The following is a 23,466-nucleotide window of genomic DNA, read 5'->3' on the forward strand; positions in this document are numbered from 1 at the left end:
CGTCTCGCGGGTGATCGATGGGCGGGGGCGGGGTATCAGGCCCGGCGCGCGCGACCAACCTAGCGCTGGGGTTCCTCGATCGGCATCGTCACGATCGCGCGCAGGCCGGGGCCGTTATCGGCATGCTGCAACTCGCCGTCGAGCCGGCTCATCACCGAACTCATCATCCGGCTGCCGAAGCCAACCCGATCGCCGACGACGCCGCTGCCGTGATCGGCGACGATCAGCTGCAGGCGATTGCGGTGACGCTGCAGCGCGATGTCGATCCGCCCGGTCCCGCCGGGATAGGCATATTTGGTGGCGTTGATGATGAGCTCGGCGGCGAGCAGCCCTACGCTCACCGCGCGATCGGTGGGGATCAGCATCGGCGTGAGATCGACCGTCATCTGCGACGACCATTCGGTGCCGAGCGACGCCTTGAGATCGCCGATCAACTCTTCGAGGTAACGCGCAAGATCGATCGTCTCGATCTGGTCGTCGCGATACAGCCGGCGGTGGACCAGCGCGACCGCCGACAGCCGCGAACACGCCTCGATCAGCTGGTCGGCGACCGGGCCAGGCCCCGCGTCACGCGCCTGGAGCGACAGGAAGGCCGAGACCAGTTGGAGGCTGTTCTGCACGCGATGGTGAACCTCCTTCATCAGCAGGTTCTTCTGGTCGAGCGCGGCGTCCTTCTCGGTGAGCGCGCGCTCGAGTTCGCGATAGAGCCGTGCGCGCTCGCGCGTGTCGCTTGCCTCGCGCAGGGCACGGCGCAGGCGGTGCGCGGCTTCGACCTGTTCGAGCGTCCAACGGCGCGACTGACCGCGCACCATCTCGCTCCACGAGGCGAACGACGTGCGCGGGGTGAGCGTGGCGTCAGGATCTAGGCCGACGCCCTTGTGAGGATTGCCGGCCCACTCGATTTCCACGACCTGCTCGACACGGAACAGGATCAGCAACGATCGCTCCTCCGGCACGGGCAAGGCGAGGATGCCGCTGGCGCGCTCGGGGAAGCGCGCGGCATCTGGGTGTACTTCAGCGAGGTTATGTGAGGCGAAGGCCTCGGTGGTGTTGCGCTCGCCGAGCCAGGCGGCGATTGCGGCGATGTCCGCCGCCTCGGGGCAATGCCCGTAGCGGTCGATGCCGCCGGGGTGGATCACCGCGATCCCGTCGCCGTCGAACATCCGCTGGATGTCCTGGTGCCGGGTCGAGACCGCATTGGTGAGCGGCGGGCGCAGCGACGGCACCAGCACGTCCTCGGCCGCGCGCAAGGCGAGCCGCTCGCGATAGCTTTCGGCTTCCTCCTTGGCGCGGATCTGCCGGGCGAGCCCGCCGGCGAGCGCAACCCCGGCGAGGCGGATGTCGAGCGGCATCTGGCGCGGCGTCTGGTTATGGCAGGCGATCAGGCCCCAGAGGATCCCGTCCTTCACGATCGAGATCGACGCCGAGGCGCTGACGCCCATGTTGTGTAGATATTGCAGGTGGATCGGCGATACGCTGCGCAGTGCCACGTCGCTGAGATCGGCCGACTGGAAGGCTGCGGGGCGGAGTGGGGCGGGGGTGTAGCCGACGTCGGGAATGACGCGTGCGCGGTTGCGCACGTACAGCGCGCGCGCCTGGCGCGGGATGTCGCTGGCCGGGAAATGATGATGCATGAAGCTGCCGAGCGCGGGATCGCGATCCTCCGCCATGACGCGGCCGGCATCGTCGTCGAGGAAGCGATAGACCATCACGCGATCGAAGCCGGTCAGCGTACGGAAGGCGATCGCCGCGCGCTCGCACAGCAGCTGCAGGTTGGTGGCGCGCTCGAACCCCGCGGCGATCGCATCCATCCACGCGAGCATCTCGCCGGCCAGCAAGGGCTCCGCGGGGGCGGGCTCCAGCTCGACGATCAAGTGGTCGGCACCGGTGTAGATCGCGACGTCGAAGCTTTGCTGGTTCAGCCGTACCGCGGCGGCGCGGATCGCGACGCCGGGGGCTTTAGCCGCCGACGCGATGCGCGCGGCAATGTCCTGCGCCAGGAGCGTGTCGAGCGTTTCCCCTAACCAGGCGTCGCCCAGATACGCCTCGCAATCGCCGGCGCCCGCGACGGTGCGCAGGGTGGCAGGATCGACGATCAGCACCATGCCGTGCGGCTGGATGGCGCCGGGAATGTGGATCGGTTCGCGATCGCACTCCGTCAGATCGGGCGCAGCCCGGTCACTGTGCGTCGCCATGCCCCTCTTTCCACGCCAATACCGCGCGAAGGCATGACGCAGCGACGCAAGCTGCGCAATTGATCTCGATCAGTTAATCGTTCTACTCGGCGGCCTCGGCGTAGCGCGCGATCATTGATTGCAGGCGGCTTTCGATGATGTCTTCCGCCTCGGCGACGATGCGATCGACCAGCTGCTTCACCGTCGGCACGTCGTCGATCAGGCCCTGCACCATGCCGGCGGACCAGATGCCGCCATCGGTGTCGCCGGCCTGCATCGCATCCTGCCCGCGCTTGCCCGCGACGAGATGCTGGATGTCGCTGAACTGCGCGCCACCCGCGCGCTCGATCTTCACGACCTCGTCCGACACCGCGTTCTTCATCACGCGCGCGGTGTTGTGCATCGTGCGGAAGATGAGGTTGGTCGCGCGCTCGTCGTTCTCGACCATCTGCTGCTTGAAGCTTTCGGCGATCTGCGCCTCCTGCGTCACGCAGAAACGCGTGCCCATGTTGATGCCGTCGGCGCCGAGCGCGAGTGCGGCGACGAGGCCGCGGCCATCGGCGAAGCCGCCGCTCGCGAGCATCGGGATCTTCAGCTTGTTCGCCGCGGCGGGGATCAGGATCAGGCCGGGGATGTCGTCTTCGCCGGGGTGGCCGGCGCATTCGAAGCCGTCGATCGAGATCGCGTCGACGCCCTTGCGCTCGGCCGACAGCGCGTGGCGCACGCTGGTGCATTTGTGGATGATCTTGACGCCGGCGGCCTTGAACATCGCCCATTGCTCGGCGACCGCGGGGGTGCCCGCGGTTTCGACGATCTTGATGCCAGCGTCGATGATGACGTTCGCATAGGCGTTGTAATCGGGCGCGTTGATCGTCGGGAAGACGGTGAGGTTCACGCCGAATGGCTTGTCGGTCAGATCCTTGGTGCGCTGGATCTCGTTCGCCAGCTCCTCCGGCGACGGCTGCGTCAGCGCGGTGAGGAAGCCGAGCGCGCCGGCGTTGGCAACGGCGGCGACGAGGTGCGCCTTGCCGACCCACTGCATGCCGCCCTGTGCGATCGGATATTCGATCCCGAACGCTTCGGTGAATCGCGTCTTGAGCATTGCCCTCTCCTATTTTGGTGGCCGTGACCGGCGCTAACGTAACAGATGTTATGCTGATGCTGGATCAGCCGCAAGCCTCCAGCGTCATGCCGGGCTTGTCCCGGCATCCACGTTTCCGCGCATCCTCCGGTCGTGGCGCGCGCGGACGGGTGGATCCCGGGACGAGCCCGGGATGACGAAGAAGTCAGAAGTTCGAGCCCAGCGCCTGCTTGCCCGAGCGAGGACGGATCTGGCTGTTCTTGTAGTCGACGTCGGACCAGTCGAGATCCTTGAACTCCTGCCGGCGTGGGCCGAGGTAGCCGAACAGGAAGGCGCCGACCTTGCGCATCTGGATCTCTTCCGCGCCTTCGGTGATGCGGTAGCGGCGGTGGTGGCGGTAGATGTGCTCGAACGCCTTGTGGCGCGAATAGCCGATGCCGCCATGAACCTGCATCGCGCGATCTGCGGCTTCGCAGCACAGGCGATTGCCCCAGTAATTGCACATCGAGACCTTGTCCGAGAGCCGCTTTTCCACCTCATGGTGCGGCATCTGGTCCATTTCCCAGGCGGTCTTGCGGATCAGCAGGCGCAGCATCTCGCACTGCGTGGCCAGCTCGACGAGCGGGAACTGGATCGCCTGGTTGCGCGCGAGATCCTCGCCGAACGGCTTGCGCTGGCGGGCGTAGCGGATCGATTCCTCGATGCAGTAGCTCGCAGCGCCGAGCGAGCTGGCGGCCTGGCGGATGCGGTTCTCATGGACGAACGCCTGCGCGACCGGCAGGCCGTTTTCCTTCTCGCCGAAGATCGTGCTCTCGGGCACCCACACGTCGGTGAACGACACGCGCGGGTGATCGGTCGGCATGTTGAAGGTCCAGAGATATTCCTCGATCTTCACGCCTTCGTCGTCGGTGGGGACGAGGAAGCAGGTGATGCCCTTTGCCGAGCCATCCTCGCCAGTGGTGCGGGCGAACAGCGCGCAATGCGTCGCGACGTGCATCCCCGTCGTCCACATCTTTTCGCCGTTGATGACATAGCCGGGGACGCCATTGCGCACCTCGGGCACGCCGCGGGATTCCATGAAGGTCGCGTCAGAGCCGTGGTACGGCTCGGTCAGCCCGAACGTCACGCGGCGCGTGCCGTTGAGCGTGCCTGAGATGAATTCCTGCTTTTGATCCTCGGTGCCGAAATCGTCGAACATCTTGGCGAAGGGGTTGTTCGCGACGATCGAATGTTCGGTCTGCAGATCGTTGTGGAGGCCCAGGCCCTTAGCGGCGAGATATTCGCGGATGACGCACATCCACAGGTTCGACCCGCCCTTGCCGCCGAATTTGGGATCCATCGCGAAGCGCAGGTGGCCGGCCTTATCGGCGCGGCGCTTGGCCTCGCGCATCAGCTCTTCCCACTCGTGCCGCGGCAGCCCGCCGGCCTCGAAATCGGTGCGCGCATATTCGCGGCGGTGATCGAAGAAGCGGACGTTATCGTCCGCATCCTCGAGCGGCTTGATCTCCGCCTCGATGAAGGCGTCCAGCTCTTTCAGATAGTCGAGCAGATCCTGCGGCAAACCGAAATCCATCACCCATCTCCTAATTAAGTCGATTCTTTTAACTTGCGTAGCGCGCCGCGGCAGGATTTACAGCCCCCCAATCGATCAAGCCGAGAGGGCGATGGCGGAGAGGCTTTCCAAGGACGAACTGGCGCGGCGCCTGACGGCGATCGTGCCGCGCATGGCGCCGGGCGCCGAGCAGGTCGACAATCTGGTGCGGCTGACCGGCGGCGCGAGCATGGAGACATGGTCGTTCGACGCGGTGACGGGGGACGGCAACGCGACGCCGCTGATCCTGCGCCGGCGCACGCGGCTGGTCGAACATTCCGCGGTCACCAAGCCGCCGCTGCGGCGCGAGGCGGATGCGATCGGGCGTGCGGTGGCGGCCGGGGTGCCGGCGCCAATCGTCGCCTATGTCTGCGACGAGGACGCCGACGGGCTGGACGAGGCCTATGTGATGCAGCGCGTCGCCGGCGAAACGCTGGGCAAGCGGATCGCCAACGATCCGGCGTTTGAGCCCGCGCGTGGCAAGCTGGCGCGGCAATGCGGCGCGGCGCTGGCGCGAATCCACGCGGTCACGCCGATCGACGGGATCGAGCGGACCGACGCCGCCACGACGCTCGCCAATTACGAGGCGTCGTGGCGCGCAACCGGCAACGTCCGCCCGACGATCGAGGCGGCGTTCCGCTGGCTCGAGAAGCGCCTGCCACGCGAGCCGGTGACGCCGCGTTTCCTGCATGGCGATTTCCGCAACGGCAACATCATGGTCGATCCCGACGACGGCCTCGTCGCGGTGCTCGATTGGGAACTGGTGCATGTCGGCGACCCGGCGGAGGATCTGGGCTGGCTGTGCACCAGCAGCTGGAAGTTCGGACGGCCCGATCGCTACGTCGGCGGGTTCGGCGACCTTTCGGACCTGCTGGCGGGCTATGCCGAGGCGGGCGGCGATCCGGTGTCGCCGGCGCGGGTCGATTTTTGGTCGATGCTCGGCAGCCTGAAGTGGGGGGTGATGACGATGGGCATGTACGCAAGCTTCGCTGCCGATCCCACCGCCGGCCCCGAGCGTGGGGTGATCGGGCGGCGACTGTCCGAAACCGAGGCGGATATCGTCGCGATCATCGAACGGAACGCGGCATGATCACGCATCCGACCGCGCACGAGCTGGTCGCGGGCGTCGCGCAATGGCTGCCGGTCGATGGCAGCGCGAGCGGGTTCGGGTTGCGCGTGGCGCGCAATGCGCTCGAGATCGCAGCGCGGGATTTGGCGCTGAGCCCGGCGGCGGACGCACGCGCGATCGAACGGATGCGTGCGCTGCTGGGCCGCGACGGCACGCGCGACGAACTCGACCAGGCGCTGGTGGCGGCGATCCGCGACGGGTCGATTGCGCCCGACGATGCGGCGCTGGTGGCGCATCTGAAGGCGACCGCGCTCGATACGATCGCGATCGACCAGCCCAAATACGCGCATACCCTTGGCTGAATCGCGCAGCAGGCTATAGCCCTCGCTCGATCCCGTTCAGACGAACGGGTACGGGGCGTGCTGCCCCGAACCGAGGTAGAGGCACAAGTTTATGGCCGGCATGGGCGCGTTCGATTGGGCTGATCCGTTTCTGCTCGAGGACCAATTGACCGAAGACGAGCGGATGGTGCGCGATACCGCGCGTGCCTATGCGCAGGAGAAACTGGCGCCGCGGATCATCGATGCGTTCGCCAACGAGCATACCGACGTCGAGATCTTCCGCGAGATGGGCCAGCTGGGCCTGCTCGGGCCGACGATCCCGGAAGAATATGGCGGTGTCGGCGCGGGTTATGTCGCTTACGGTCTGGTGGCGCGCGAGGTGGAGCGGGTCGACTCGGGCTATCGCTCGATGATGAGCGTCCAGTCGAGCCTGGTGATGTACCCGATCCACGCCTTCGGATCGGAGGAGCAGAAGCGCAAATACCTTCCAAAGCTGGCGAGCGGCGAGTGGATCGGTTGCTTCGGGCTGACCGAGCCCGATGCCGGCTCCGATCCCAGCGGCATGACGACGCGCGCGGTGAAGACCGATGGCGGTTATCGCCTGTCGGGCTCGAAGACGTGGATCTCGAATTCGCCGATCGCCGACGTGTTCGTCGTCTGGGCGAAGAGCGATGCGCATGGCGGGGGCATCCGCGGCTTCGTGCTGGAAAAGGGCATGAAGGGGCTGAGCGCGCCGAAGATCGAGGGCAAGCTGTCGCTGCGCGCGTCGATCACCGGCATGATCGTGATGGACGAGGTAGAGCTGGGCGAAGACGCGCTGCTGCCCGACGTGCAGGGGCTGAAAGGGCCGTTCGGCTGCCTCAACCGCGCGCGCTACGGGATCAGTTGGGGCAGCATGGGGGCGGCGGAATTCTGCATGCATGCCGCGCGGCAATATGGGCTCGACCGGCAGCAGTTCGGCCGACCGCTCGCCGCGACGCAGCTGTTCCAGAAGAAGCTGGCGGACATGGAGACCGAGATCGCGCTCGGGCTGCAGGCGTCGCTGCGCGTCGGGCGGCTGATGGACGAGGGGCGGTTCGCGCCAGAGATGGTCTCGATCGTGAAGCGCAACAATGTCGGCAAGGCGCTCGATATCGCGCGCGCGTCGCGCGACATGCATGGCGGGAACGGGATCTCGGGCGAATATCAGGTGATGCGGCACGTGATGAACCTGGAGACGGTGAACACGTACGAGGGCGCGCATGACGTGCATGCGCTGATCCTCGGGCGCGCGATCACGGGGATCGCGGCGTTCTAGATATCTACCCCGGCGAAGGGATCCCATCAAAGTATTACTTTGATGGGGCCCAAGGCCGGGGCCCAGTATCGGGCCGGCCGCAACTGGGCCCCGGCCTTCGCCGGGGAACAGGAATGAATACACCTCTGAAGGGCATCAAGGTCGTCGAACTCGCGCGCATTCTCGCGGGGCCGTGGGCGGGGCAGATCTTGGCGGATCTCGGCGCCGAGGTGATCAAGGTCGAGAGCCCGGCGGGGGACGATACGCGGACGTGGGGGCCGCCGTTCGTCGAGCATGCGGGGCAGCGCGCGGCGGCTTATTATCACGCCTGCAACCGGGGCAAGAGCGGCATCGTCGCTAACTTCACCAACCCAGATGACGTCGCGCGCGTTCGGGCGTTGATCGCCGGTGCAGATGTGGTGATCGAGAATTTCAAGGTCGGCGGGCTCGCCAAATATGGGCTCGACTATGCCAGCCTCGCGGCGGATCATCCGCGGCTGGTGTATTGCTCGATCACGGGCTTCGGGCAGGACGGGCCGTATGCACATCGCGCCGGATACGATTTCATCATCCAGGGCATGGGCGGGATGATGTCGCTGACCGGCGAGCCCGATGGCGCGCCGCAGAAGATGGGCGTTGCGGTCGCCGACATCATGACCGGGCTGTATGCGACGATCGGCATCCAGGCCGCGCTGCTGATGCGCGAGCAGACTGGGCGGGGGCAGCAGGTCGATTGCGCGCTGCTCGATACGATGGTGGGCGTGCTGGCGAATCAGGCCGCCAATTATTTCGCGAGTGGCGAGAACCCGGCGCGGATGGGCAATGCGCACGCCAATGTCAGCCCCTATGCGGTTTTCCCGACCAGCGACGGCTGGTTCATCCTCGCGGTGGGGAATGACGCGCAATATCATCGCTTTGCGGCGATCGTCGGGATCGGGCCGGACCCAAGGTGGGACAGCAATGCCGGGCGGATCGAGCATCGCGCGCCGCTGTTCGCGCTGATCGAGGCCAGATGCCGCACCTTCACGCGAGACGATCTGCTCGCGCGGCTGGAAGTTGCGGGCGTGCCCGCGGGGCCGATCAATACCGTCGAGCAGGCGTTGAACGACCCGCAGATCGCGGCGCGCGGCATGGTGCTGGCGCCGAACGAAACGCGCCCGATCGCCGGGCTGCGGACGCCGATCCGCTTCTCGGGCGCCGAGCTGGCACTGGAGCGTGGCGCGCCGCCGCTGGAGCTCTGAGCGACCTTGCGCCGTTCGACATAACTTTTGTTGTGCTGAGCGGCAGCGCGCGATACCGGCCGGGAAACGATTAGGAGAGCGCATCCGTGAGCACGCCACCCCTTGCCGGCATTCGTATTGTCGAATTCGCCGGAATCGGCCCTGGGCCATTCGCCGGCATGATGCTCGCCGATCATGGCGCCGAAGTGATCCGCATCGATCGCCCGTCGAAAGGCGGCGGGATCTCGATCGACAGCAAGGATCCTCTGCTGCGCAATCGCAAGTCGATCGGCATGGACTTGAAGGACCCCAAGGCGATCGCCGCGGTGCGCAAGATCGTGGCCGGCGCCGACGGGATCATCGAGGGGTTTCGCCCCGGCGTGATGGAGCGGTTGGGGATCGGCCCCGACGTGCTGCTCGCGGACAATCCCAAGCTCGTCTACGGCCGGATGACCGGCTGGGGGCAGACCGGGCCGATGGCGCCCGAGCCGGGGCATGACATCAATTACATTGCGATCTCGGGCGCGCTGCATGCGTTCGGGCGCAAGGGCGAGAAGCCGACGCCGCCGATCAACCTGGCGGGCGACTTCGGCGGCGGCGGTATGTTCCTCGCGTACGGGATGCTCGCGGCGTTGCTGCACGCGGCGCGGACCGGCGAGGGGCAGGTGGTCGATGCGGCGATGACCGATGGGTCGGCCGTGCTGATGACGATGATGTGGGGCTTCCGCGGCATGGGCCGGTGGAGCGACGAGCGCGGCACCAACCTGCTCGATACCGCGGCGCATTTCTACGACACGTACGAGACGAGCGACGGCAAGTTCATCTCATTGGGCGCGATCGAGCCGCAATTCTACGCCGAGTTCCGCGCGGTGATGGGGCTGTCGGACGACAAATGGGCGGCGCAGATGAATGCGCGGCAATGGCCGGCGCTGAAGGACGAGCTGACTGCGCTGTTCAAGACGAAGAGCCGTGACGAATGGGTCGCGGCGTTCAGGGGGCACGACGTGTGCTTCGCGCCGGTGCTCGGGTTCGACGAGGCGTATGATGACGCGCACAACCAGGCGCGCGGCACGTTCGTCGAAGCGGGCGGGGTGAAGCAACCGGCACCCGCGCCGCGCTATTCCAAGAGCGGCACGGTGGCGCCGGCGCTCGGCGGCGGGCGTGACGATGCCGGCGTGCTGCGCGCGCTCGGCTTCGACGACGCGGAGGTCGCCGGGCTCGGCTATTGAACGGGAGGCGGCACGATGCGGGCGAGCGAACATTTCCTGACCTCGGCGGAGGATAGCGACGGCAACGTCTGGGTCGTGCGCGCTGACGACAACGACACCGCCTGTCACGTCGCCGACCTGTTCCGGCTGAGCGATCATGTGCGGGTGACGATCATCGCGCCCGACGATCCGCTGGATCTGGATTGACGTCGCGTTGAGCGCCGTTGCCAGGTGACGGATCCTGGCGACTGGCGCTAAGGCAAGCGAATGACGAAGCTTACCGTCAACAACGAGGCGATCGAATATCGCCTCGATCCCGCCACGCCATTGCTGTGGGCGCTGCGCGACGCATCCAACCTGACGGGCGCGAAATACGGCTGCGGGACGGGGAGTTGCGGCGCCTGTACCGTGGATATCGATGGTCGCGCGGTGCGATCGTGCCAGGTGACGATCGCGGCGGTCGAGGGCAGTTTCGTCACCACCGTGGAGGGGCTGTCGCGGGACCGGGCGAATCCGGTGCAGCTCGCGCTGATCGCCGACAATGTCGTGCAGTGCGGTTACTGCATCCCCGGCATCGTCATGGCGGCGGCGGTGCTGATCAAGAACGATCGCGATCCGTCCGAAGCCAAGATCAAGCAATCGATCACGAACATCTGCCGCTGCGGCATCTATCCGCGGCTGGTGGAAGCGATCCAGCGCGCGGCGCGAGCGGGGCGCGGCGACGAGATGCTGCCCGCGGGCGCACGGCCGGGGATCGATCCGGCCGAGGCGGCCAAGAGCGTGCCGGCGCTAAGCCCGGCGCCCAGTGGGGAATGATTTAGAACGACCAAGTCCGTTCGCCCTGAGGAGAGGCTGAGCTTGTCGAAGCCTCGTCTCGAAGGGTACACACCTCGGTGCTTCGAGACGGCATTTCGACAAGCTCAATGCCTCCTCAGCACGAACGGTATAAGGCATCCCGCGCCTAATCCTCGTTGATGCGGCTCGTCGCGCGGGTGTCGCGCATGCGCAGGTACACGATCAGCGAAACGCCGATCATCGCGGTCACATACCAGTAGAAGCCGCGCTCCCACCCCGCATCCTTGAAGCGTAGCGCGACATATTCCGCGGTGCCGCCGAACAGCGTGTTGGCCAGCGCATAAGGCAGCGCCACGCCGAGTGCACGAATGTTGGCGGGGAACAGCTCGGCCTTCACCACCGCGTTGATCGAGGTGTAGCCGGTGACAATCACCAGCGCCGCCATCACCAGCAAGCCGGCGGCGAGCGGGCTCTTCACCGTCTCGAGCGTGGCGAAGATCGGGTAGGTCGCGAGTAGCCCGAGCACGCCGAAGCCGACCATCAGCGGCTTGCGCCCGATCCGGTCGCTCAAGCCACCGGCGAGCGGCTGGAGGCACATGAAGACGAAGAGCGTGGCGGCGTTGATCTGGCTTGCGGTCGTACGGTCGAAGCCGCTGGTGTTGACGAGGAACTTCTGCATGTAGATCGAGTAAGCGTAGAAGGCGAGCGTGCCGCCGGCGGTGAGCAGCATGACCGTCGCGGTCTCGCGCGGGTGATGCGTGACGAGCGTCCAGAAGCCCGATTTCGGCCCCTCGGCGCGCTTGAAGCTTTCGGTTTCGGCGAGGCCGCGGCGGATGCGGAACACCACGATCGCGAGCACGCCGCCGATCGCGAACGGGATGCGCCAGCCCCAGGCGTCGAGCGCGGCCTCGCTCATCGTCGATTGCAGCAGCAGGAGGACTAGCAGCGCGACGAGCTGACCGGCGATCAGCGTGACATATTGAAAGCTGGAGAAGAAACCGCGGTGCTGTTTGCCCGCCATTTCGGAGAGGTAGGTCGCGCTGGCCCCATATTCACCGCCGACCGACAGGCCCTGCATCAGCCGCGCGAACACCAGCAGTGCGGGGGCGACGACGCCGATCGTCTCGTAGCCCGGCGTGATCGCGATCAGGAACGAGCCGGCGCACATCAGCGTCACCGACAGCGTCAGCCCGGCCTTGCGGCCGCGGCGATCGGCGTAGATGCCCATGATCCACGCGCCGACCGGACGCATGATGAAGCCGACCGCGAAGACCGCGGCGGCGCTCAGGAGCTGCGCGGTACGATCGCCATCGGGGAAGAAGTGCGGCGCGAAATAGAGCGTGAAGGCGGAATAGGCGTACCAATCATACCATTCGACGAGATTGCCGGTCGATCCGCCGATGATCGATTTGAGCCGCGGGTTCACGGCTCGACCTCACCCGGCGGCAGATCCTCGATCGGCGGCAGCTTGCCCGACAGCGCGGCTTCGAGCTGGTCGCGGTCGAGTTCGCCTTCCCAGCGTGCCACCACCAGCGTCGCGACGGCATTGCCGACGAAATTGGTGAGGCTGCGGCATTCGGACATGAAGCGATCGACGCCAAGGATCAGCGCCATGCCCGCGACCGGCACCGACGGCACGATCGAGAGCGTTGCGGCCAGCGTGATGAAGCCCGCGCCGGTGACGCCGGCGGCACCCTTCGACGAGAGCATCGCGACGGCGAGCAGCAGCAACTGGTCGCCGAGCGGCAGATCGATGTTGGTCGCCTGCGCGATGAACAGCGCGGCGAGCGTCATGTAGATGTTGGTGCCGTCGAGGTTGAACGAATAGCCTGCGGGGACGACGAGCCCGACGATCGATTTCGGCGCGCCGGCGCGCTGCATCTTCTCGATCAGCGCCGGCAGCGCCGCCTCCGACGACGAGGTGCCGAGCACGAGCAGCAGCTCGGCCTTGAGGTATGCGATCAGGCGGAAAATCGAAAAGCCGCACAGGCGCGCGACGAGGCCCAGAACGACGAGCACGAATAATAGCGAGGTGAGATAGAAGGTTGCCACCAGGCCGGCGAGATTGGCCAATGTCCCGACGCCATAGGTGGCGATGGTGAAGGCCATCGCGCCGAACGCGCCGATCGGCGCGGCGCGCATCAGGATCGACACGAGCTTGAACACCGCGACCGAGATATCCTCCAGCACCGAGAGGATGCGGGTGCCGCGTTCGCCGATCGAGGCGAGCGCGATGCCGAAGAGGATCGCGACGAACAGCACCTGAAGGATGTTGCCGGCGGTGAGCGCCGAGACGAACGTGTCTGGGATGACCGACAGGAGGAAGCCGGTGAGCGTCGTCTCTTGCGCCTTGGCCGTATAGCCCGAGACTGCGCCTCTATCGAGCGTTGCGGGATCGATGTTCAGGCCGGCGCCGGGCTGCACGACATTAGCCACGACGAGCCCGACGATCAGCGCGAGAGTGGAGAAGAAAAGGAAGTATCCGAATGCCTTGGCGGCCACTCTTCCGACGCGGGCGAGATCGCGCATGCCCGCGATCCCAGTGACGATCGTGAGGAAGATCACCGGGGCGATGATCATCTTCACCAGCTTGATGAAGCCATCGCCGAGCGGCTTGAGCGCCGCGCCGGCGTTGGGGAAGAAATGGCCGATCGCGACGCCGAGTGCGATCGCGATCAGGACCTGGACGTAGAGGTGGCGATACCAGGGGCCGGCGGGCGATACGGTCGTGGTTTGCGGCAGCATGCCGATCAATCCCCTAGGAGGGGACGCGGTTCAAGCCCTTCCTCCCGCGTGAGCAGGCTGCCCGTCTAGCTCCCCTCCCGCTTGCGGGAGGGGCTGGGGGAGGGCGTGTCCACAAGCGCCGCATTCGATCTCACGGACAGTCCCTCCCCCGACCCCTCCCGCAAGCGGGAGAAGGGAAGAAATAGGGTTGCCGTCACCCTGATCTCACTTGAAAGAAAGGCGAAGGAGAGGGGCCATCCAAAGCCTGTTGATCGCCAACCGCGGCGAGATCGCGATCCGTATCGCGCGCACCGCCGCCTCGCTCGGGCTGGAGACGGTGGCGGTGTATTCCGCCGACGATGCCGATGCGCCACACGTCGCCGCGGCGCATCGCGCGGTCGCCTTGGTGGGTGAGGGGCCCGCGGCGTATCTGGCGATCGATGCCGTCGTGGCGGCCGCGCGGGATGCGGGGTGCGATGCGGTGCATCCTGGGTATGGGTTCCTCAGCGAGAATGCGGCGTTTGCGGCGGCGTGCGCAGCGGCTGGGCTGATCTTCATCGGGCCGGGGGCGGATCTGCTCGCGCTGTTCGGCGACAAGGCGGCGGCGAAGGTACATGCGCGTGATGCCGACGTGCCGGTGCTTGCCGAGGGGGCGGATGCGACGGGGGCGGTGATCGTCAAGGCGGTTGCCGGTGGCGGCGGGCGCGGCATTCGCGTGGTGCGAGATCGCGCCACGCTCGAGGTGCAAGTGGCGGCGGCGGGGGCGGAGGCGCTGGCGGCGTTCGGCTCGGCGGAGGTGCTGGTCGAGCGCTATGTCGCCGACGCGCGGCATATCGAGGTGCAGTTGGCGGGCGATGCCGGGGGCAACGTGGTGTCGCTCGGCACGCGCGACTGCACAGTGCAGCGGCGGCACCAGAAGCTGATCGAGATCGCACCGGCGCAGGCGCTCGATCCGGCGCTAGCAGCGCGGATCGAGGCGGCGGCGGTGCGGCTGTTGCAAGGCACCGGCTATGTCGGTCTGGCGACGGCGGAGTTCCTGGTCGATCGCACGCTGCCGCCCGATCATGCGGATGCTTTCGCTTTCCTGGAGGTCAATCCGCGGCTGCAGGTCGAGCACACCGTAACCGAGGAAGTGACCGGGTTCGACCTGGTCGCGCTGCAACTGCGGCTCGCTGGCGGTGAACCGTTGCCGGCTGTGCTGCCCGAACCGCGCGGGGTCGCGATCCAGCTGCGGATCAACGCCGAGACGATCGGCGCGGACGGGACCCCGCGTGCCTCGGGCGGTACGGTCTGCGCGCTCGATGCGCCGGGTGGGCCGGGCATTCGCATCGACGGCGCGGCGCGACTCGGGCTTGCCGCGAACCCGCGGTTCGATTCGCTGCTCGCCAAGCTGATCGTCCATGCGCCTGACTGGACGAGCGCGCTGGCGCGGGCGCGGCGCGCAGTGGCGGAGTATCGGATCGAGGGCGTCGCAACGAACCTCGCGTTGCTCGCCGGGCTGCTGGCGCGCGAGGAAGTCGCGACAACGGCGATCGATACCGGATGGTTCGATCGCAATGTCGCTGACCTCGTGCCGGCGGCGGCGGAGGCCGCTCCAGCCGATGCGCAGTCGATTGTCGCGCCGCTTTCCGGGGTGGTCGTCGCGATCGGCGTGGATGTGGGGGATCGGATCCTGGCTGGCGCTGAGGTGGGTACGATCGAAGCGCTCAAGATGCAGCATGCCGTCGTGGCGCCGCGCGCCAGTGTGGTGCGGGCGATTGCCGCTCAGGCGGGCAAGGTAATCGACGAAGGCGCGGTGTTCCTCGAAATCGACGCGATCGAGGGTGAGGGCGATGCCGCGGTGGCCGTTGCGGCGCCCGACCCCGATCTGATCCGTGCTGACCTCGCCGAGGTGCGCGCGCGCCATGCGCTCGGGCTCGACGAGAACCGGCCGGAGTCGATGGCGCGGCGGCAGCGGACCAACCAGCGGAGCGCACGCGAGAATATCGCCGACCTGTTCGATCCGGGCAGCTTCATCGAATATGGCGCGCTGACGATCGCGGCGCAGCGGCGGCGGCGGAGCCTTGACGATCTCATGCGCAATACGCCGGCCGACGGGCTGATCGGCGGAATCGGGACAGTCAACGCCGCCGATCACGGCGAGGAGGCGGCGAAATGCCTCGGTCTTGCCTATGATTACACAGTGCTGGCGGGGACGCAGGGGCACAATAATCATCGCAAGACCGATCGGCTGCTCGGCATTGCTGGCGATCTGAAGCTGCCGATCGTCTTCTACACCGAGGGCGGCGGCGGCCGGCCGGGAGATGTCGACTCGGTCGGCGCGACGGGGCTGGACGTGCCGACGTTCAAAAGCTTCGCCGCGCTGTCGGGCGTCGCGCCGCGGATCGGGATCACCTCGGGCTATGCCTTTGCGGGCAATGCGGTGCTGTTCGGCTGTTGCGACATCACGATCGCGACGCGCGACGCGCATCTTGGCATGGGTGGCCCGGCGATGATCGAGGGCGGTGGGCTGGGGGTCTATTCGCCTAAGGAGGTCGGGCCGGTCGAGATGCATTGGGCGAGCGGCGCGATCGACGTGCTGGCCGAGGACGAGGCGGACGCCACCGATTATGCGCGGCGGTTGCTGTCGTTCTTCCAGGGGCGGGTCCAGGGTGGCGAGGCGCCCGACCAGCGCTTTTTGCGGCATGTGGTGCCCGAGAACCGGCTGCGCGTGTTCGATGTGCGGCGCGTGATCGACGGGCTGTTCGACGTCGGCTCGTTCGTCGAGCTGCGCGGCGGCTATGCCAAGGGGATGATCACCGGGCTGGCACGGCTCGATGGGCGAGCGGTGGGATTGATCGCCAATGATTGCCGATACTTGTCGGGCGCTATCCATTCCGAGGGTGCGGACAAGGCGGCGCGGTTCTTCCAGCTTTGCGATGCCTTCGGGGTGCCGATCGTCTCGCTCTGTGACACGCCGGGGTTCATGGTCGGGCCTGACGCCGAGAAAACCGCGCCGATCCGCCGCGGTTCCCGGATGTTCATCGTCGGGGCGGCGCTTGGCGTGCCGGTGTTCACCGTCGTGGTGCGCAAGGCCTATGGGCTCGGCGCGCAGGCGATGGCGGGGGGATCGCTGCATGCGGGGCCGTTCACCGTTGCCTGGCCGACGGGCGAGTTCGGCGGCATGGGGCTCGAAGGCGCGGTGCGGCTGGGCTATCGCAAGGAGCTTGAGGCCATTGCCGATCCGGAGGTACGAGGCCAGCAATATCAAGAGCTTGTAGCGAATTCCTACGAGCGCGGGAAAGCAGTGTCGGTGGCGCAATATCTCGAGATCGACGCGGTGATCGACCCGGCGGATACGCGAACCTGGCTGCTCCGCGGCCTCGCCTCGACGCCGGTGCGGCGGTCCGGGCGTTACATTGATACGTGGTAAGAACACTGGGTGAGGATGTGAGATGATCGAGCTGTATCATTGCGCCGACGCGCGCTCGTTTCGCGCCTTGTGGGCGCTGGAAGAGCTGGGGCTGCGCTACGAACTGCACGTGCTGCCTTTCCCGCCGCGCTTCCGGCAGCCGGAGTATCTGGAGGCGAACCCGCTAGGCACGATCCCGTTGCTGGTCGATGGCGACACGCGGATGACTGAGTCCGCAGCGATCGTGCAATATCTGGCGGTGCGCTACGGCCCGACCGATCTGGCGGTCGCGCCCGATGCGGCGGAGTATGGCGCGTGGCTCAACTGGCTGCACTTCGGCGAGGCGACGCTGACGTTCCCGCAGACATTGGTGCTGCGCTATCGCGTGCTGGAGCCCGAGGAGCGGCGCTTGCCGCAGGCGGCGGATGATTATGCGCAGTGGTTCCATTCGCGGCTGCGGCATGTCGAGCGGGCGCTGGCGGATCGCGAGTGGCTGGTCGGGGGGCGGTTCACGATGGCCGACATTTCAGTTGGTTATGCACTCCTGCTGGCGAAGGATCTTAAGATCGACAACGGCTTCAAACCCGCCGTCGCGGCGTATTGGGAGCGGCTGCAGGCGCGCGATGGATTTGCCCGGGCGAAGGCGGCGCAGAAGGCCTGACCCCGTCAGCGCGCCGCGAGTTTGCGGAGCGCGCGTTCCAGCCGGGCGGGCTCCTGCGCGCCGCTGATGACGAACTCGCGATCGATCACGATCGTCGGAACCGAGGTGATCCCTTCGGATCGCCACTCGATCTCGTCGTCATGCACTTCGGTTGCAAAGGCACCGCGGGCCAGCACGTCGGCGGCGGCGGCGCGATCGAGTCCGGCTTCCGCGGCGGCATCCGCCAGTACGGCGTGGTCCGAGACGTTGCGGCCGTGCGTGAAATAGGCGGCGAGCAGCGCGTGCTTCAGCGCCAGCTCACCCCCCTCGCGCCTCGCCCAGTGCAGCAGGCGATGCGCGTCGAACGTGTCGTAAATCCGGTCCGAGCGCCTCGCCATCGACACGCCGGCCTCCGCGGCGGCGGCGCGCACGCCGCCACCCCGTTCGCGTGCCTGTTTGGGCGTGATGCCGTATTTGCGCGCGATGTTGTCGGCGACCAGCTCGCCCTCCGGCGGCAGGCCGGGGTTGAGCTGGAGCGGGTGGAAGACCAGCTCGGTCGCCACCGCATCACCGACCGTGGCAAGCGCGCGCTCGAGATTGGCGAGACCGATCAGGCACCATGGGCAAACGATGTCCGACACGAAATCGAGGCGGAGGATGCGACTGCTCATCGCTTGGCGACGCTGTCGATCGCATCGAGGATCTGCGGGATCAGTTCGACCGGCAGATTGTGCCCCATGCCCGGGATCTCGACGAGCCGCGCGCCCTGGATGCTCGCCGCGGTGTCGCGTCCCGCTGCGGCGGGCACCAGCGCATCGTCGGCGCCATGGACGACGACGGTCGGCGCCTTGATCGCCTTCAGCCGGTTCCGACGGTCGCCATCGGCGATGATCGCGGCCATTTGCCGCGCGAAGCCATCGGGGTACGTCGATCGCACGATGCTCTCGCGCACGCGTGTCGCGAGCAGCTCGGGTTCGACCGGATAAGCCGGGCTGCCGATGACTTGCGCGGCGTGGATGCCGTGCGCGACCAGCGCATCGATGTCGTCGGTCTTGGGGCGGTTGACGAGGACGTCGATCGCCTCACGCCGCGCGCGCGGGAGCGACGGGTTGCCGGTCGTCGACATGATCGAGGTGAGCGACAGCGCGCGCGCGGGATAGGTTGCCGCAAACAGCTGCGCGATCATGCCGCCCATCGATGCGCCGACGATATGCGCCTGAGCGATCTCCAGCGTGTCGAGCAGCCCCGCGGCATCGGCGGCCATGTCGGCGAGCGTATAGGCGACCGTCGGCTTCAGCTTCAGCATGCGCTGGAACATCATCAGCCCCAGCCGCGGGCGGCCCGCTTGTGCGAACTTGGTCGACAGGCCGATGTCGCGATTGTCATAGCGGATGACGTAATAGCCGCGCGCAGCGAACGCCTCGACGAACGGCAGCGGCCACAGCGTCAGCTGTGCGCCGAGCCCCATGATCAACAGGACCGGCGGATGCGCCGGGTCGCCGAACGTCTCATATTCCAACTCGATGCCGTTCGCGCGCGCCTTCATGGCCTCTCCCTTACGCCGTGACGATCGTGCCAGCCTCCACCCGGACAGGCCATGGCGTCAAGCCGGCACCGTAACAGGGGCCGACGAGGCACGCGCCCGTGGCTATGTCGAACAACGCGCCGTGCCAGCTGCAGGCGATCTGCCCGGCTGCAACATAGTCGTCGAGCTTCTGTGCGAGCGGCAGGCCGAGATGCGGGCATTTGTCGAGGTAGCCGAATACCTCGTGACCGCAGCGGACGACGAAGCCGTGGAAGCGGCCGGCGAGCAGCTCGAGGACGAAACTGCGCGCGGCACCATCGGCGATTTGATCGAGCGCGCCGAGCGACACACCGGCGGGGGTGGCGGTGAGACGTTCGGTCAGGGGAGCTGCGCCTTGGGGAAATCGGCCCAGCATTCGTCGTAGTCGGGCTGCGCGTGTTCGGCGGCCAAGCGGGTCGGCCGGTACGGCCAGCAGCTTTCGAGCATGAAGGCCATCGTGCCGGCGATCTTGTGCGGCTTGAGATCGGCGTTCGAGGCGGCGTCCCACGTCGCCTTGTCGGGGCCGTGGCCGCTCAGGAGGTTGTGGAGGGAGAGGCCGCCGGGGCGGAAGCCTTCGGCCTTGGCATCATAGGCGCCGGTGATGAGGCCCATCGCTTCGGACATGATGTTGCGGTGGAACCACGGCGGGCGGAACGTGTCTTCGGCGACCATCCAGCGCGGCGGGAAGATCACGAAATCGGCGTTGGCGCGGCCGGGGACGTCGCTGGGGCTGGTCAGCACGGTGAAGATCGAGGGATCAGGATGGTCGAAGCTGACCGTGTTGATCGTGTTGAAGCGCGACAGATCGTAGCGCCACGGCGCGAGATTGCCGTGCCACGCGACGACGTCGAGCGGGGAGTGGTGAAGCTCCGTGCGCCAGAGGCTGCCGAGGAATTTTTGGATCACTTCGCAGCGCTCTTCGCGATCCTCGAACCAGGCGTGCGGCGTCTCGAAATCGCGCGGGTTGGCGAGGCCGTTGGCGCCGATCGGCCCTAGATCGGGGAGGCGGAAGAGGCTGCCGTGGTTTTCGAGCGCATAGCCGCGCGCGCCGCCATCGGGGAGGAGCGCGCGGAAGCGGACGCCGCGCGGGATGAGCGCGATCTGGCCGGGCGCGATCTCGATCCGGCCGAGTTCGGTGAGGAGGTCGAGCCGGCCCTCCTGGGGGACGAACAGGAGTTCGCCGTCGGCGTTGACGAAGACGCGGTCGATCATGTCGCGATCGGCGGCGTAGAGATGGAGCGCGACGCCCTCGAGATCGGCGGGATCGCGCGTGGTGAGCATGGTCGTCATGCCGTCGATCAGGTCGACGTTTGGGGTTGGGGTGATCGGGTCCCAGCGGAGGCGGTTTGGGGCTAACGGCTCATGCGTGGTGCCGGGCGCGAAGGTGCTTGCGCCTTCGTAGCGGGTAAAGGGCGGGTGCTCGGCGGAGGGGCGCAGGCGGTAGAGCCACGAGCGGCGGTTCTCGTGGCGGGGCGCGGTGAAGGCTGTGCCGGAGAGTTGCTCGGCGTAAAGGCCGTAGGGGGGCTTCTGCGGCGAATTGCGCCCGATCGGGAGCGCGCCGGGGACGGCTTCGGTGGAGATGTGGTTGCCGAAGCCGGGGGTGTAGCTCGCACTGTCGGTTGGCATCTTCGCCTCTCCGTTTGTTCTCTTCGTCATGCCGGGCTTGTCCCGGCATCCACCGTGCCGCGCATCCTCACGCTTCAGGTTTGGCGGCGCAGTGGATCCCGGCACAAGGCCGGGATGACGGGGGTTTTGGGTCACGCGGCTGCCGCTCCACCCGCCGACGCGTCAGACGCGTCAGACGCGTCAGACGCGGCAAAGCCGCGCCTCGTGCGCGGGCTCTGCCGCGCTGGCCGGTCGCGGCCGAGCGCAGGCGCGCTCGCATAAGGTCGATGCTTAGGCATCGACCTTTATGACGCCGCGCCGGATCTGGTCGAGCTCGATGCTCTCGAACAGCGCCTGGAAATTGCCGTTCCCGAACCCCTCGTTGCCCTTGCGCTGGATGATCTCGAAGAAAATCGGGCCGAACATGTTTTCGGTGAAGATCTGCAGCAAAATGCCCTCGCCATTCTCGACCGAGCCGTCGAGCAGGATGCGGTTCCGGCGCAAGCGTTCGAGATCCTCGCCGTGGCCGGGGACGCGCTTGTCGACGAGTTCGTAATACGTCTCGATCGTATCCTGCAGCTTCACGCCGCGATCGCGAAGCCGCTCGACGGTATCGTAGATGTCGTCGGTGGTCAGCGCGAGGTGCTGGATGCCTTCGCCCTGATATTCCCGGATGAATTCCTCGATCTGCGACTTGTCGTCCTGGCTCTCGTTCAGCGGGATGCGGATCGCCTTGTCGGGGGCAATCATCGCCTGGCTGAACAGGCCGGTCGCCTTGCCCTTGATGTCGAAATACTTCTGCTCCTCGAAATTGAAGAGCGTGCGGTAGAACTGGCTCCAAACCGACATCTGCCCGCGGCGGACATTGTGGGTGAGGTGATCGAGCAGATCGAGCCCGACGTTGTTCTTGGCTTCGGCTTCGCGCCAGCCGGGATATTCGGCCCAGCCTTCGTACAGATCGATGCCGTCCTGGATGAAATACAGATACGAGCCGCCGATGCCCATGATGACGGTATCGTCCTCGTCGGTGAGCGTCGCGCCGTTGGCGACGGCCCAATCGAGCGCGCGCTTGGGATCGGACACGCGGAACGCCATCGCGCTGGCCGAGGCGCCGTGCTCGTTGCGGAACTGCTTCACGCGGCCCGCCTCGTCGCGGTTGAGCATCAGGTTGATGCGGCCCTGCTTGTAGCGGGTGATGTTCTTGGTCGGATGGCGGTGCGTCGGCACGAAGCCGAGCTGTTCGAACTGCGTCGCCATCGCCTGCGGATCGGGCGAGGTGAATTCGACGAATTCGAAGCCGTTCAGACCCAACGGATTTTCGGGGGGATTTCCGGGTGCGTTGTCGAGAGACATGGCGGCATCCTCATATGGTAACAATTGATACCATCATCGTAGTTTGTGTGATCTGTGTCAAATGCTACCGCATCCACGATGACCAACCAGCTCGTGCTCGACCGGTTCCTGCCGTATCGCCTGTCGGTCACCTCGAACCTCGTCAGCGACCGCATCGCGCGCGCCTATGCGGCGCTGTTCGGGCTGACCATTCCGGAGTGGCGGCTGATCGCGGTGATCGCCGAGGTCGCGGCGATTACCCAGGCGGACATTGGCGAGCAGACGCGGATGGACAAGGTGACCGTCAGCCGCGCCGCGATCGCGCTGGTCGAGCGCGGGTTGCTCGCGCGGGCGCCGAACCCGAGCGACAAACGCTCGCACCATCTGTCCCTGACGGCGGCGGGGCGCGACCTGTATGCGAGCGTCGCGCCCAAGGCATTGGAACTGGAAGGCAAGATCTTCGCTCGGTTCTCACGCGCGGAGCTGGATGCGTTCGTCGCGATGCTGCGCCGGATCGACGAGGCTGCCCTCGAAGAGTGACAGGTGGGGAAGAACGACATGACCGACGCGCCGCTGATCGCCGGGATCGAACTGGGCGGCACCAAGTGCATCGCGATCCTCGCCAGCGGCCCAGAGGCGATCCACGAGCGCGTCGAGCTGCCGACAACCAAGCCCGACGAAACGCTGGCGGCGCTCGAGGCAGTGATCGACGGCTGGAGCGGGTTCGCGGCGCTTGGGATCGCGAGCTTCGGGCCGGTCTCGATCGATCACGGCGCAGGCGACTATGGCCGTATCACCTCGACGCCCAAGCCGGGCTGGGCGGGCACGGATGTCGCGCGGCGGCTGGCGGCACGGTACGATGTGCCGACGGGCTTCCACACCGATGTCGTCGGCGCGGCGCTGGGCGAGGCGCGGTGGGGGGCGGCGCAGGGGCTGGCCGACCTCGCCTATGTCACCGTCGGCACCGGGATCGGCGTCGGGCTGGTGGCGCATGGCCGGCCGGTCGATGGGCTGACGCACAGCGAGCTGGGGCATCTGCGCCCGCAACGGCTGGCGGGTGACGACTGGACCGGCGTGTGCCCGTTTCACGGCGCGTGCGTCGAGGGGCTGGCGGCGGGCCCCGCGATTGCCGCGCGTACGGGCACCAAGGGGCAGGATCTGCCGGCCGAGCATCCCGGTTGGGACGGAGTCGTCCACGCGCTGGCTCAGCTGCTGCACGCGGTGGTGCTGACCGGCGTACCGCGGCGGATCGTGATGGGTGGCGGGGTGATGGTGGGCAGTCAATTCCTGTTTCCGCGCGTTCGCGCCGCGCTGAAGGCGTCGCTGGGTGGCTATATCCAGCTCGTCGAAGTGGAAGACGTCGACACGTTCGTCGTGCCGCCAGCGCTGGGCAACAATGCCGGGCCGCTGGGGGCAATCGTGCTGGGTGAGCTCGCGCTTGGCGCGCGCTGACCT

The 23,466-nt window shown here is 66.9% G+C and carries 21 protein-coding genes; 11 read left to right on the top strand and 10 right to left on the bottom strand.

All coding sequences use genetic code 11. The features are described 5' to 3' along the window. Nucleotides 1-59 precede the first annotated feature (59 nt). The 3 genes from LLW23_RS14665 to LLW23_RS14675 form a co-directional block, all read right to left on the bottom strand. Nucleotides 60-2,195 (bottom strand): histidine kinase dimerization/phosphoacceptor domain -containing protein, encoded by a 2,136-nt coding sequence (locus LLW23_RS14665; protein ID WP_228946236.1) that lies wholly within the window; start codon nucleotides 2,193-2,195, stop codon nucleotides 60-62. An 82-nt stretch (nucleotides 2,196-2,277) separates the two neighbouring features. Further along, on the bottom strand, nucleotides 2,278-3,276 hold the full coding sequence (locus tag LLW23_RS14670; protein WP_228946237.1) for an NAD(P)H-dependent flavin oxidoreductase: 999 nt from the start codon (nucleotides 3,274-3,276) through the stop codon (nucleotides 2,278-2,280). Between the two features lie 184 nt (nucleotides 3,277-3,460). Next, complete coding sequence (locus tag LLW23_RS14675; RefSeq protein WP_228946238.1) at nucleotides 3,461-4,828, bottom strand: acyl-CoA dehydrogenase family protein; 1,368 nt, start codon at nucleotides 4,826-4,828, stop codon at nucleotides 3,461-3,463. A gap of 91 nt (nucleotides 4,829-4,919) precedes the next feature. On the opposite strand from LLW23_RS14675, the gene LLW23_RS14680 reads away from it, so the two are divergent. The 7 genes from LLW23_RS14680 (at nucleotide 4,920) to LLW23_RS14710 (ending at nucleotide 10,776) form a co-directional block, all read left to right on the top strand. After that, on the top strand, nucleotides 4,920-5,936 hold the full coding sequence (locus LLW23_RS14680; RefSeq protein ID WP_228946239.1) for a phosphotransferase family protein: 1,017 nt from the start codon (nucleotides 4,920-4,922) through the stop codon (nucleotides 5,934-5,936). After that, nucleotides 5,933-6,277, top strand: coding sequence for a DUF6285 domain-containing protein (locus LLW23_RS14685; RefSeq protein WP_228946240.1), 345 nt, complete (start codon nucleotides 5,933-5,935; stop codon nucleotides 6,275-6,277). Before LLW23_RS14680 ends, LLW23_RS14685 begins: the two co-directional genes overlap by 4 nt. Nucleotides 6,278-6,368: 91 nt before the next feature. Beyond that, on the top strand, nucleotides 6,369-7,553 hold the full coding sequence (locus LLW23_RS14690) for an acyl-CoA dehydrogenase (RefSeq protein WP_228946241.1): 1,185 nt from the start codon (nucleotides 6,369-6,371) through the stop codon (nucleotides 7,551-7,553). A gap of 113 nt (nucleotides 7,554-7,666) precedes the next feature. Beyond that, on the top strand, nucleotides 7,667-8,773 hold the full coding sequence (locus LLW23_RS14695; RefSeq protein ID WP_228946242.1) for a CaiB/BaiF CoA transferase family protein: 1,107 nt from the start codon (nucleotides 7,667-7,669) through the stop codon (nucleotides 8,771-8,773). Between the two features lie 86 nt (nucleotides 8,774-8,859). Next, entirely contained in the window at nucleotides 8,860-9,981 is a 1,122-nt protein-coding gene (locus LLW23_RS14700; RefSeq protein WP_228946243.1) for a CaiB/BaiF CoA transferase family protein, read from the top strand. A gap of 15 nt (nucleotides 9,982-9,996) precedes the next feature. Next, nucleotides 9,997-10,167, top strand: a complete 171-nt coding sequence (locus LLW23_RS14705) for a hypothetical protein (protein WP_228946244.1) — start codon at nucleotides 9,997-9,999, stop codon at nucleotides 10,165-10,167. Nucleotides 10,168-10,227: 60 nt separating this feature from the next. Further along, nucleotides 10,228-10,776, top strand: coding sequence for a (2Fe-2S)-binding protein (locus LLW23_RS14710; RefSeq protein WP_228946245.1), 549 nt, complete (start codon nucleotides 10,228-10,230; stop codon nucleotides 10,774-10,776). 145 nt (nucleotides 10,777-10,921) lie between these two features. On the opposite strand, the gene LLW23_RS14715 is transcribed toward LLW23_RS14710, so the two are convergent. Continuing rightward, entirely contained in the window at nucleotides 10,922-12,181 is a 1,260-nt protein-coding gene (locus tag LLW23_RS14715) for an MFS transporter (RefSeq protein ID WP_228946246.1), read from the bottom strand. Beyond that, on the bottom strand, nucleotides 12,178-13,500 hold the full coding sequence (locus LLW23_RS14720; protein WP_228946247.1) for a dicarboxylate/amino acid:cation symporter: 1,323 nt from the start codon (nucleotides 13,498-13,500) through the stop codon (nucleotides 12,178-12,180). Before LLW23_RS14720 ends, LLW23_RS14715 begins: the two co-directional genes overlap by 4 nt. Before the next feature lie 247 nt (nucleotides 13,501-13,747). Here LLW23_RS14720 and LLW23_RS14725 point away from each other — a divergent pair, with 247 nt between their 5' ends. Both LLW23_RS14725 and LLW23_RS14730 read left to right on the top strand, forming a co-directional pair. Continuing rightward, a complete protein-coding gene (locus LLW23_RS14725; RefSeq protein WP_228946248.1) occupies nucleotides 13,748-16,891 on the top strand; it encodes an acetyl-CoA carboxylase family protein in 3,144 nt (1,047 codons plus the stop codon). A 22-nt stretch (nucleotides 16,892-16,913) separates the two neighbouring features. Beyond that, nucleotides 16,914-17,531, top strand: coding sequence for a glutathione S-transferase family protein (locus LLW23_RS14730; protein ID WP_228946249.1), 618 nt, complete (start codon nucleotides 16,914-16,916; stop codon nucleotides 17,529-17,531). Nucleotides 17,532-17,536: 5 nt separating this feature from the next. On the opposite strand, the gene LLW23_RS14735 is transcribed toward LLW23_RS14730, so the two are convergent. The 5 genes from LLW23_RS14735 to hppD all read right to left on the bottom strand — a co-directional run bounded on the left by LLW23_RS14735 (nucleotide 17,537) and on the right by hppD (nucleotide 22,032). Next, nucleotides 17,537-18,181 carry a DsbA family oxidoreductase gene (locus LLW23_RS14735; RefSeq protein WP_228946250.1) on the bottom strand — a complete coding sequence of 215 codons (645 nt, stop codon included), beginning with the start codon at nucleotides 18,179-18,181 and terminating at the stop codon, nucleotides 17,537-17,539. Beyond that, nucleotides 18,178-19,056, bottom strand: coding sequence for an alpha/beta fold hydrolase (locus LLW23_RS14740; RefSeq protein WP_228946251.1), 879 nt, complete (start codon nucleotides 19,054-19,056; stop codon nucleotides 18,178-18,180). The genes LLW23_RS14735 and LLW23_RS14740 overlap by 4 nt, the downstream gene beginning before the upstream one ends. Nucleotides 19,057-19,066: 10 nt before the next feature. Next, nucleotides 19,067-19,450: a Rieske (2Fe-2S) protein gene (locus LLW23_RS14745; protein WP_228946252.1), complete on the bottom strand. Its 384-nt coding sequence runs from the start codon at nucleotides 19,448-19,450 to the stop codon at nucleotides 19,067-19,069. Further along, complete coding sequence (gene hmgA, locus LLW23_RS14750; RefSeq protein ID WP_228946253.1) at nucleotides 19,414-20,700, bottom strand: homogentisate 1,2-dioxygenase; 1,287 nt, start codon at nucleotides 20,698-20,700, stop codon at nucleotides 19,414-19,416. The genes LLW23_RS14745 and hmgA overlap by 37 nt, the downstream gene beginning before the upstream one ends. A 270-nt stretch (nucleotides 20,701-20,970) precedes the next feature. Further along, complete coding sequence (hppD, locus tag LLW23_RS14755; RefSeq protein WP_228946254.1) at nucleotides 20,971-22,032, bottom strand: 4-hydroxyphenylpyruvate dioxygenase; 1,062 nt, start codon at nucleotides 22,030-22,032, stop codon at nucleotides 20,971-20,973. A 78-nt stretch (nucleotides 22,033-22,110) separates the two neighbouring features. On the opposite strand from hppD, the gene LLW23_RS14760 reads away from it, so the two are divergent. Both LLW23_RS14760 and LLW23_RS14765 read left to right on the top strand, forming a co-directional pair. Next, on the top strand, nucleotides 22,111-22,551 hold the full coding sequence (locus LLW23_RS14760; RefSeq protein WP_228946255.1) for a MarR family winged helix-turn-helix transcriptional regulator: 441 nt from the start codon (nucleotides 22,111-22,113) through the stop codon (nucleotides 22,549-22,551). Nucleotides 22,552-22,569: 18 nt separating this feature from the next. Continuing rightward, on the top strand, nucleotides 22,570-23,463 hold the full coding sequence (locus LLW23_RS14765; protein ID WP_228946256.1) for an ROK family protein: 894 nt from the start codon (nucleotides 22,570-22,572) through the stop codon (nucleotides 23,461-23,463). Nucleotides 23,464-23,466 lie beyond the last annotated feature (3 nt).

It is taken from the genome of Sphingomonas radiodurans (genome assembly GCF_020866845.1).
In the GTDB taxonomy this organism is placed as follows: Bacteria; Pseudomonadota; Alphaproteobacteria; order Sphingomonadales; family Sphingomonadaceae; genus Sphingomonas; species Sphingomonas radiodurans.

Coding starts and splice junctions, on each gene's coding strand:
- LLW23_RS14665 (WP_228946236.1), bottom strand. CDS start 2,195: ATGGCGACGCACAGTGACCGGGCTGCGCCCGATCTGACGGAGTGCGAT.
- LLW23_RS14670 (WP_228946237.1), bottom strand. CDS start 3,276: ATGCTCAAGACGCGATTCACCGAAGCGTTCGGGATCGAATATCCGATC.
- LLW23_RS14675 (WP_228946238.1), bottom strand. CDS start 4,828: ATGGATTTCGGTTTGCCGCAGGATCTGCTCGACTATCTGAAAGAGCTG.
- LLW23_RS14680 (WP_228946239.1), top strand. CDS start 4,920: ATGGCGGAGAGGCTTTCCAAGGACGAACTGGCGCGGCGCCTGACGGCG.
- LLW23_RS14685 (WP_228946240.1), top strand. CDS start 5,933: ATGATCACGCATCCGACCGCGCACGAGCTGGTCGCGGGCGTCGCGCAA.
- LLW23_RS14690 (WP_228946241.1), top strand. CDS start 6,369: ATGGCCGGCATGGGCGCGTTCGATTGGGCTGATCCGTTTCTGCTCGAG.
- LLW23_RS14695 (WP_228946242.1), top strand. CDS start 7,667: ATGAATACACCTCTGAAGGGCATCAAGGTCGTCGAACTCGCGCGCATT.
- LLW23_RS14705 (WP_228946244.1), top strand. CDS start 9,997: ATGCGGGCGAGCGAACATTTCCTGACCTCGGCGGAGGATAGCGACGGC.
- LLW23_RS14710 (WP_228946245.1), top strand. CDS start 10,228: ATGACGAAGCTTACCGTCAACAACGAGGCGATCGAATATCGCCTCGAT.
- LLW23_RS14720 (WP_228946247.1), bottom strand. CDS start 13,500: ATGCTGCCGCAAACCACGACCGTATCGCCCGCCGGCCCCTGGTATCGC.
- LLW23_RS14730 (WP_228946249.1), top strand. CDS start 16,914: ATGATCGAGCTGTATCATTGCGCCGACGCGCGCTCGTTTCGCGCCTTG.
- LLW23_RS14735 (WP_228946250.1), bottom strand. CDS start 18,181: ATGAGCAGTCGCATCCTCCGCCTCGATTTCGTGTCGGACATCGTTTGC.
- LLW23_RS14740 (WP_228946251.1), bottom strand. CDS start 19,056: ATGAAGGCGCGCGCGAACGGCATCGAGTTGGAATATGAGACGTTCGGC.
- LLW23_RS14745 (WP_228946252.1), bottom strand. CDS start 19,450: ATGCTGGGCCGATTTCCCCAAGGCGCAGCTCCCCTGACCGAACGTCTC.
- hmgA (WP_228946253.1), bottom strand. CDS start 20,700: ATGCCAACCGACAGTGCGAGCTACACCCCCGGCTTCGGCAACCACATC.
- hppD (WP_228946254.1), bottom strand. CDS start 22,032: ATGTCTCTCGACAACGCACCCGGAAATCCCCCCGAAAATCCGTTGGGT.
- LLW23_RS14760 (WP_228946255.1), top strand. CDS start 22,111: ATGACCAACCAGCTCGTGCTCGACCGGTTCCTGCCGTATCGCCTGTCG.
- LLW23_RS14765 (WP_228946256.1), top strand. CDS start 22,570: ATGACCGACGCGCCGCTGATCGCCGGGATCGAACTGGGCGGCACCAAG.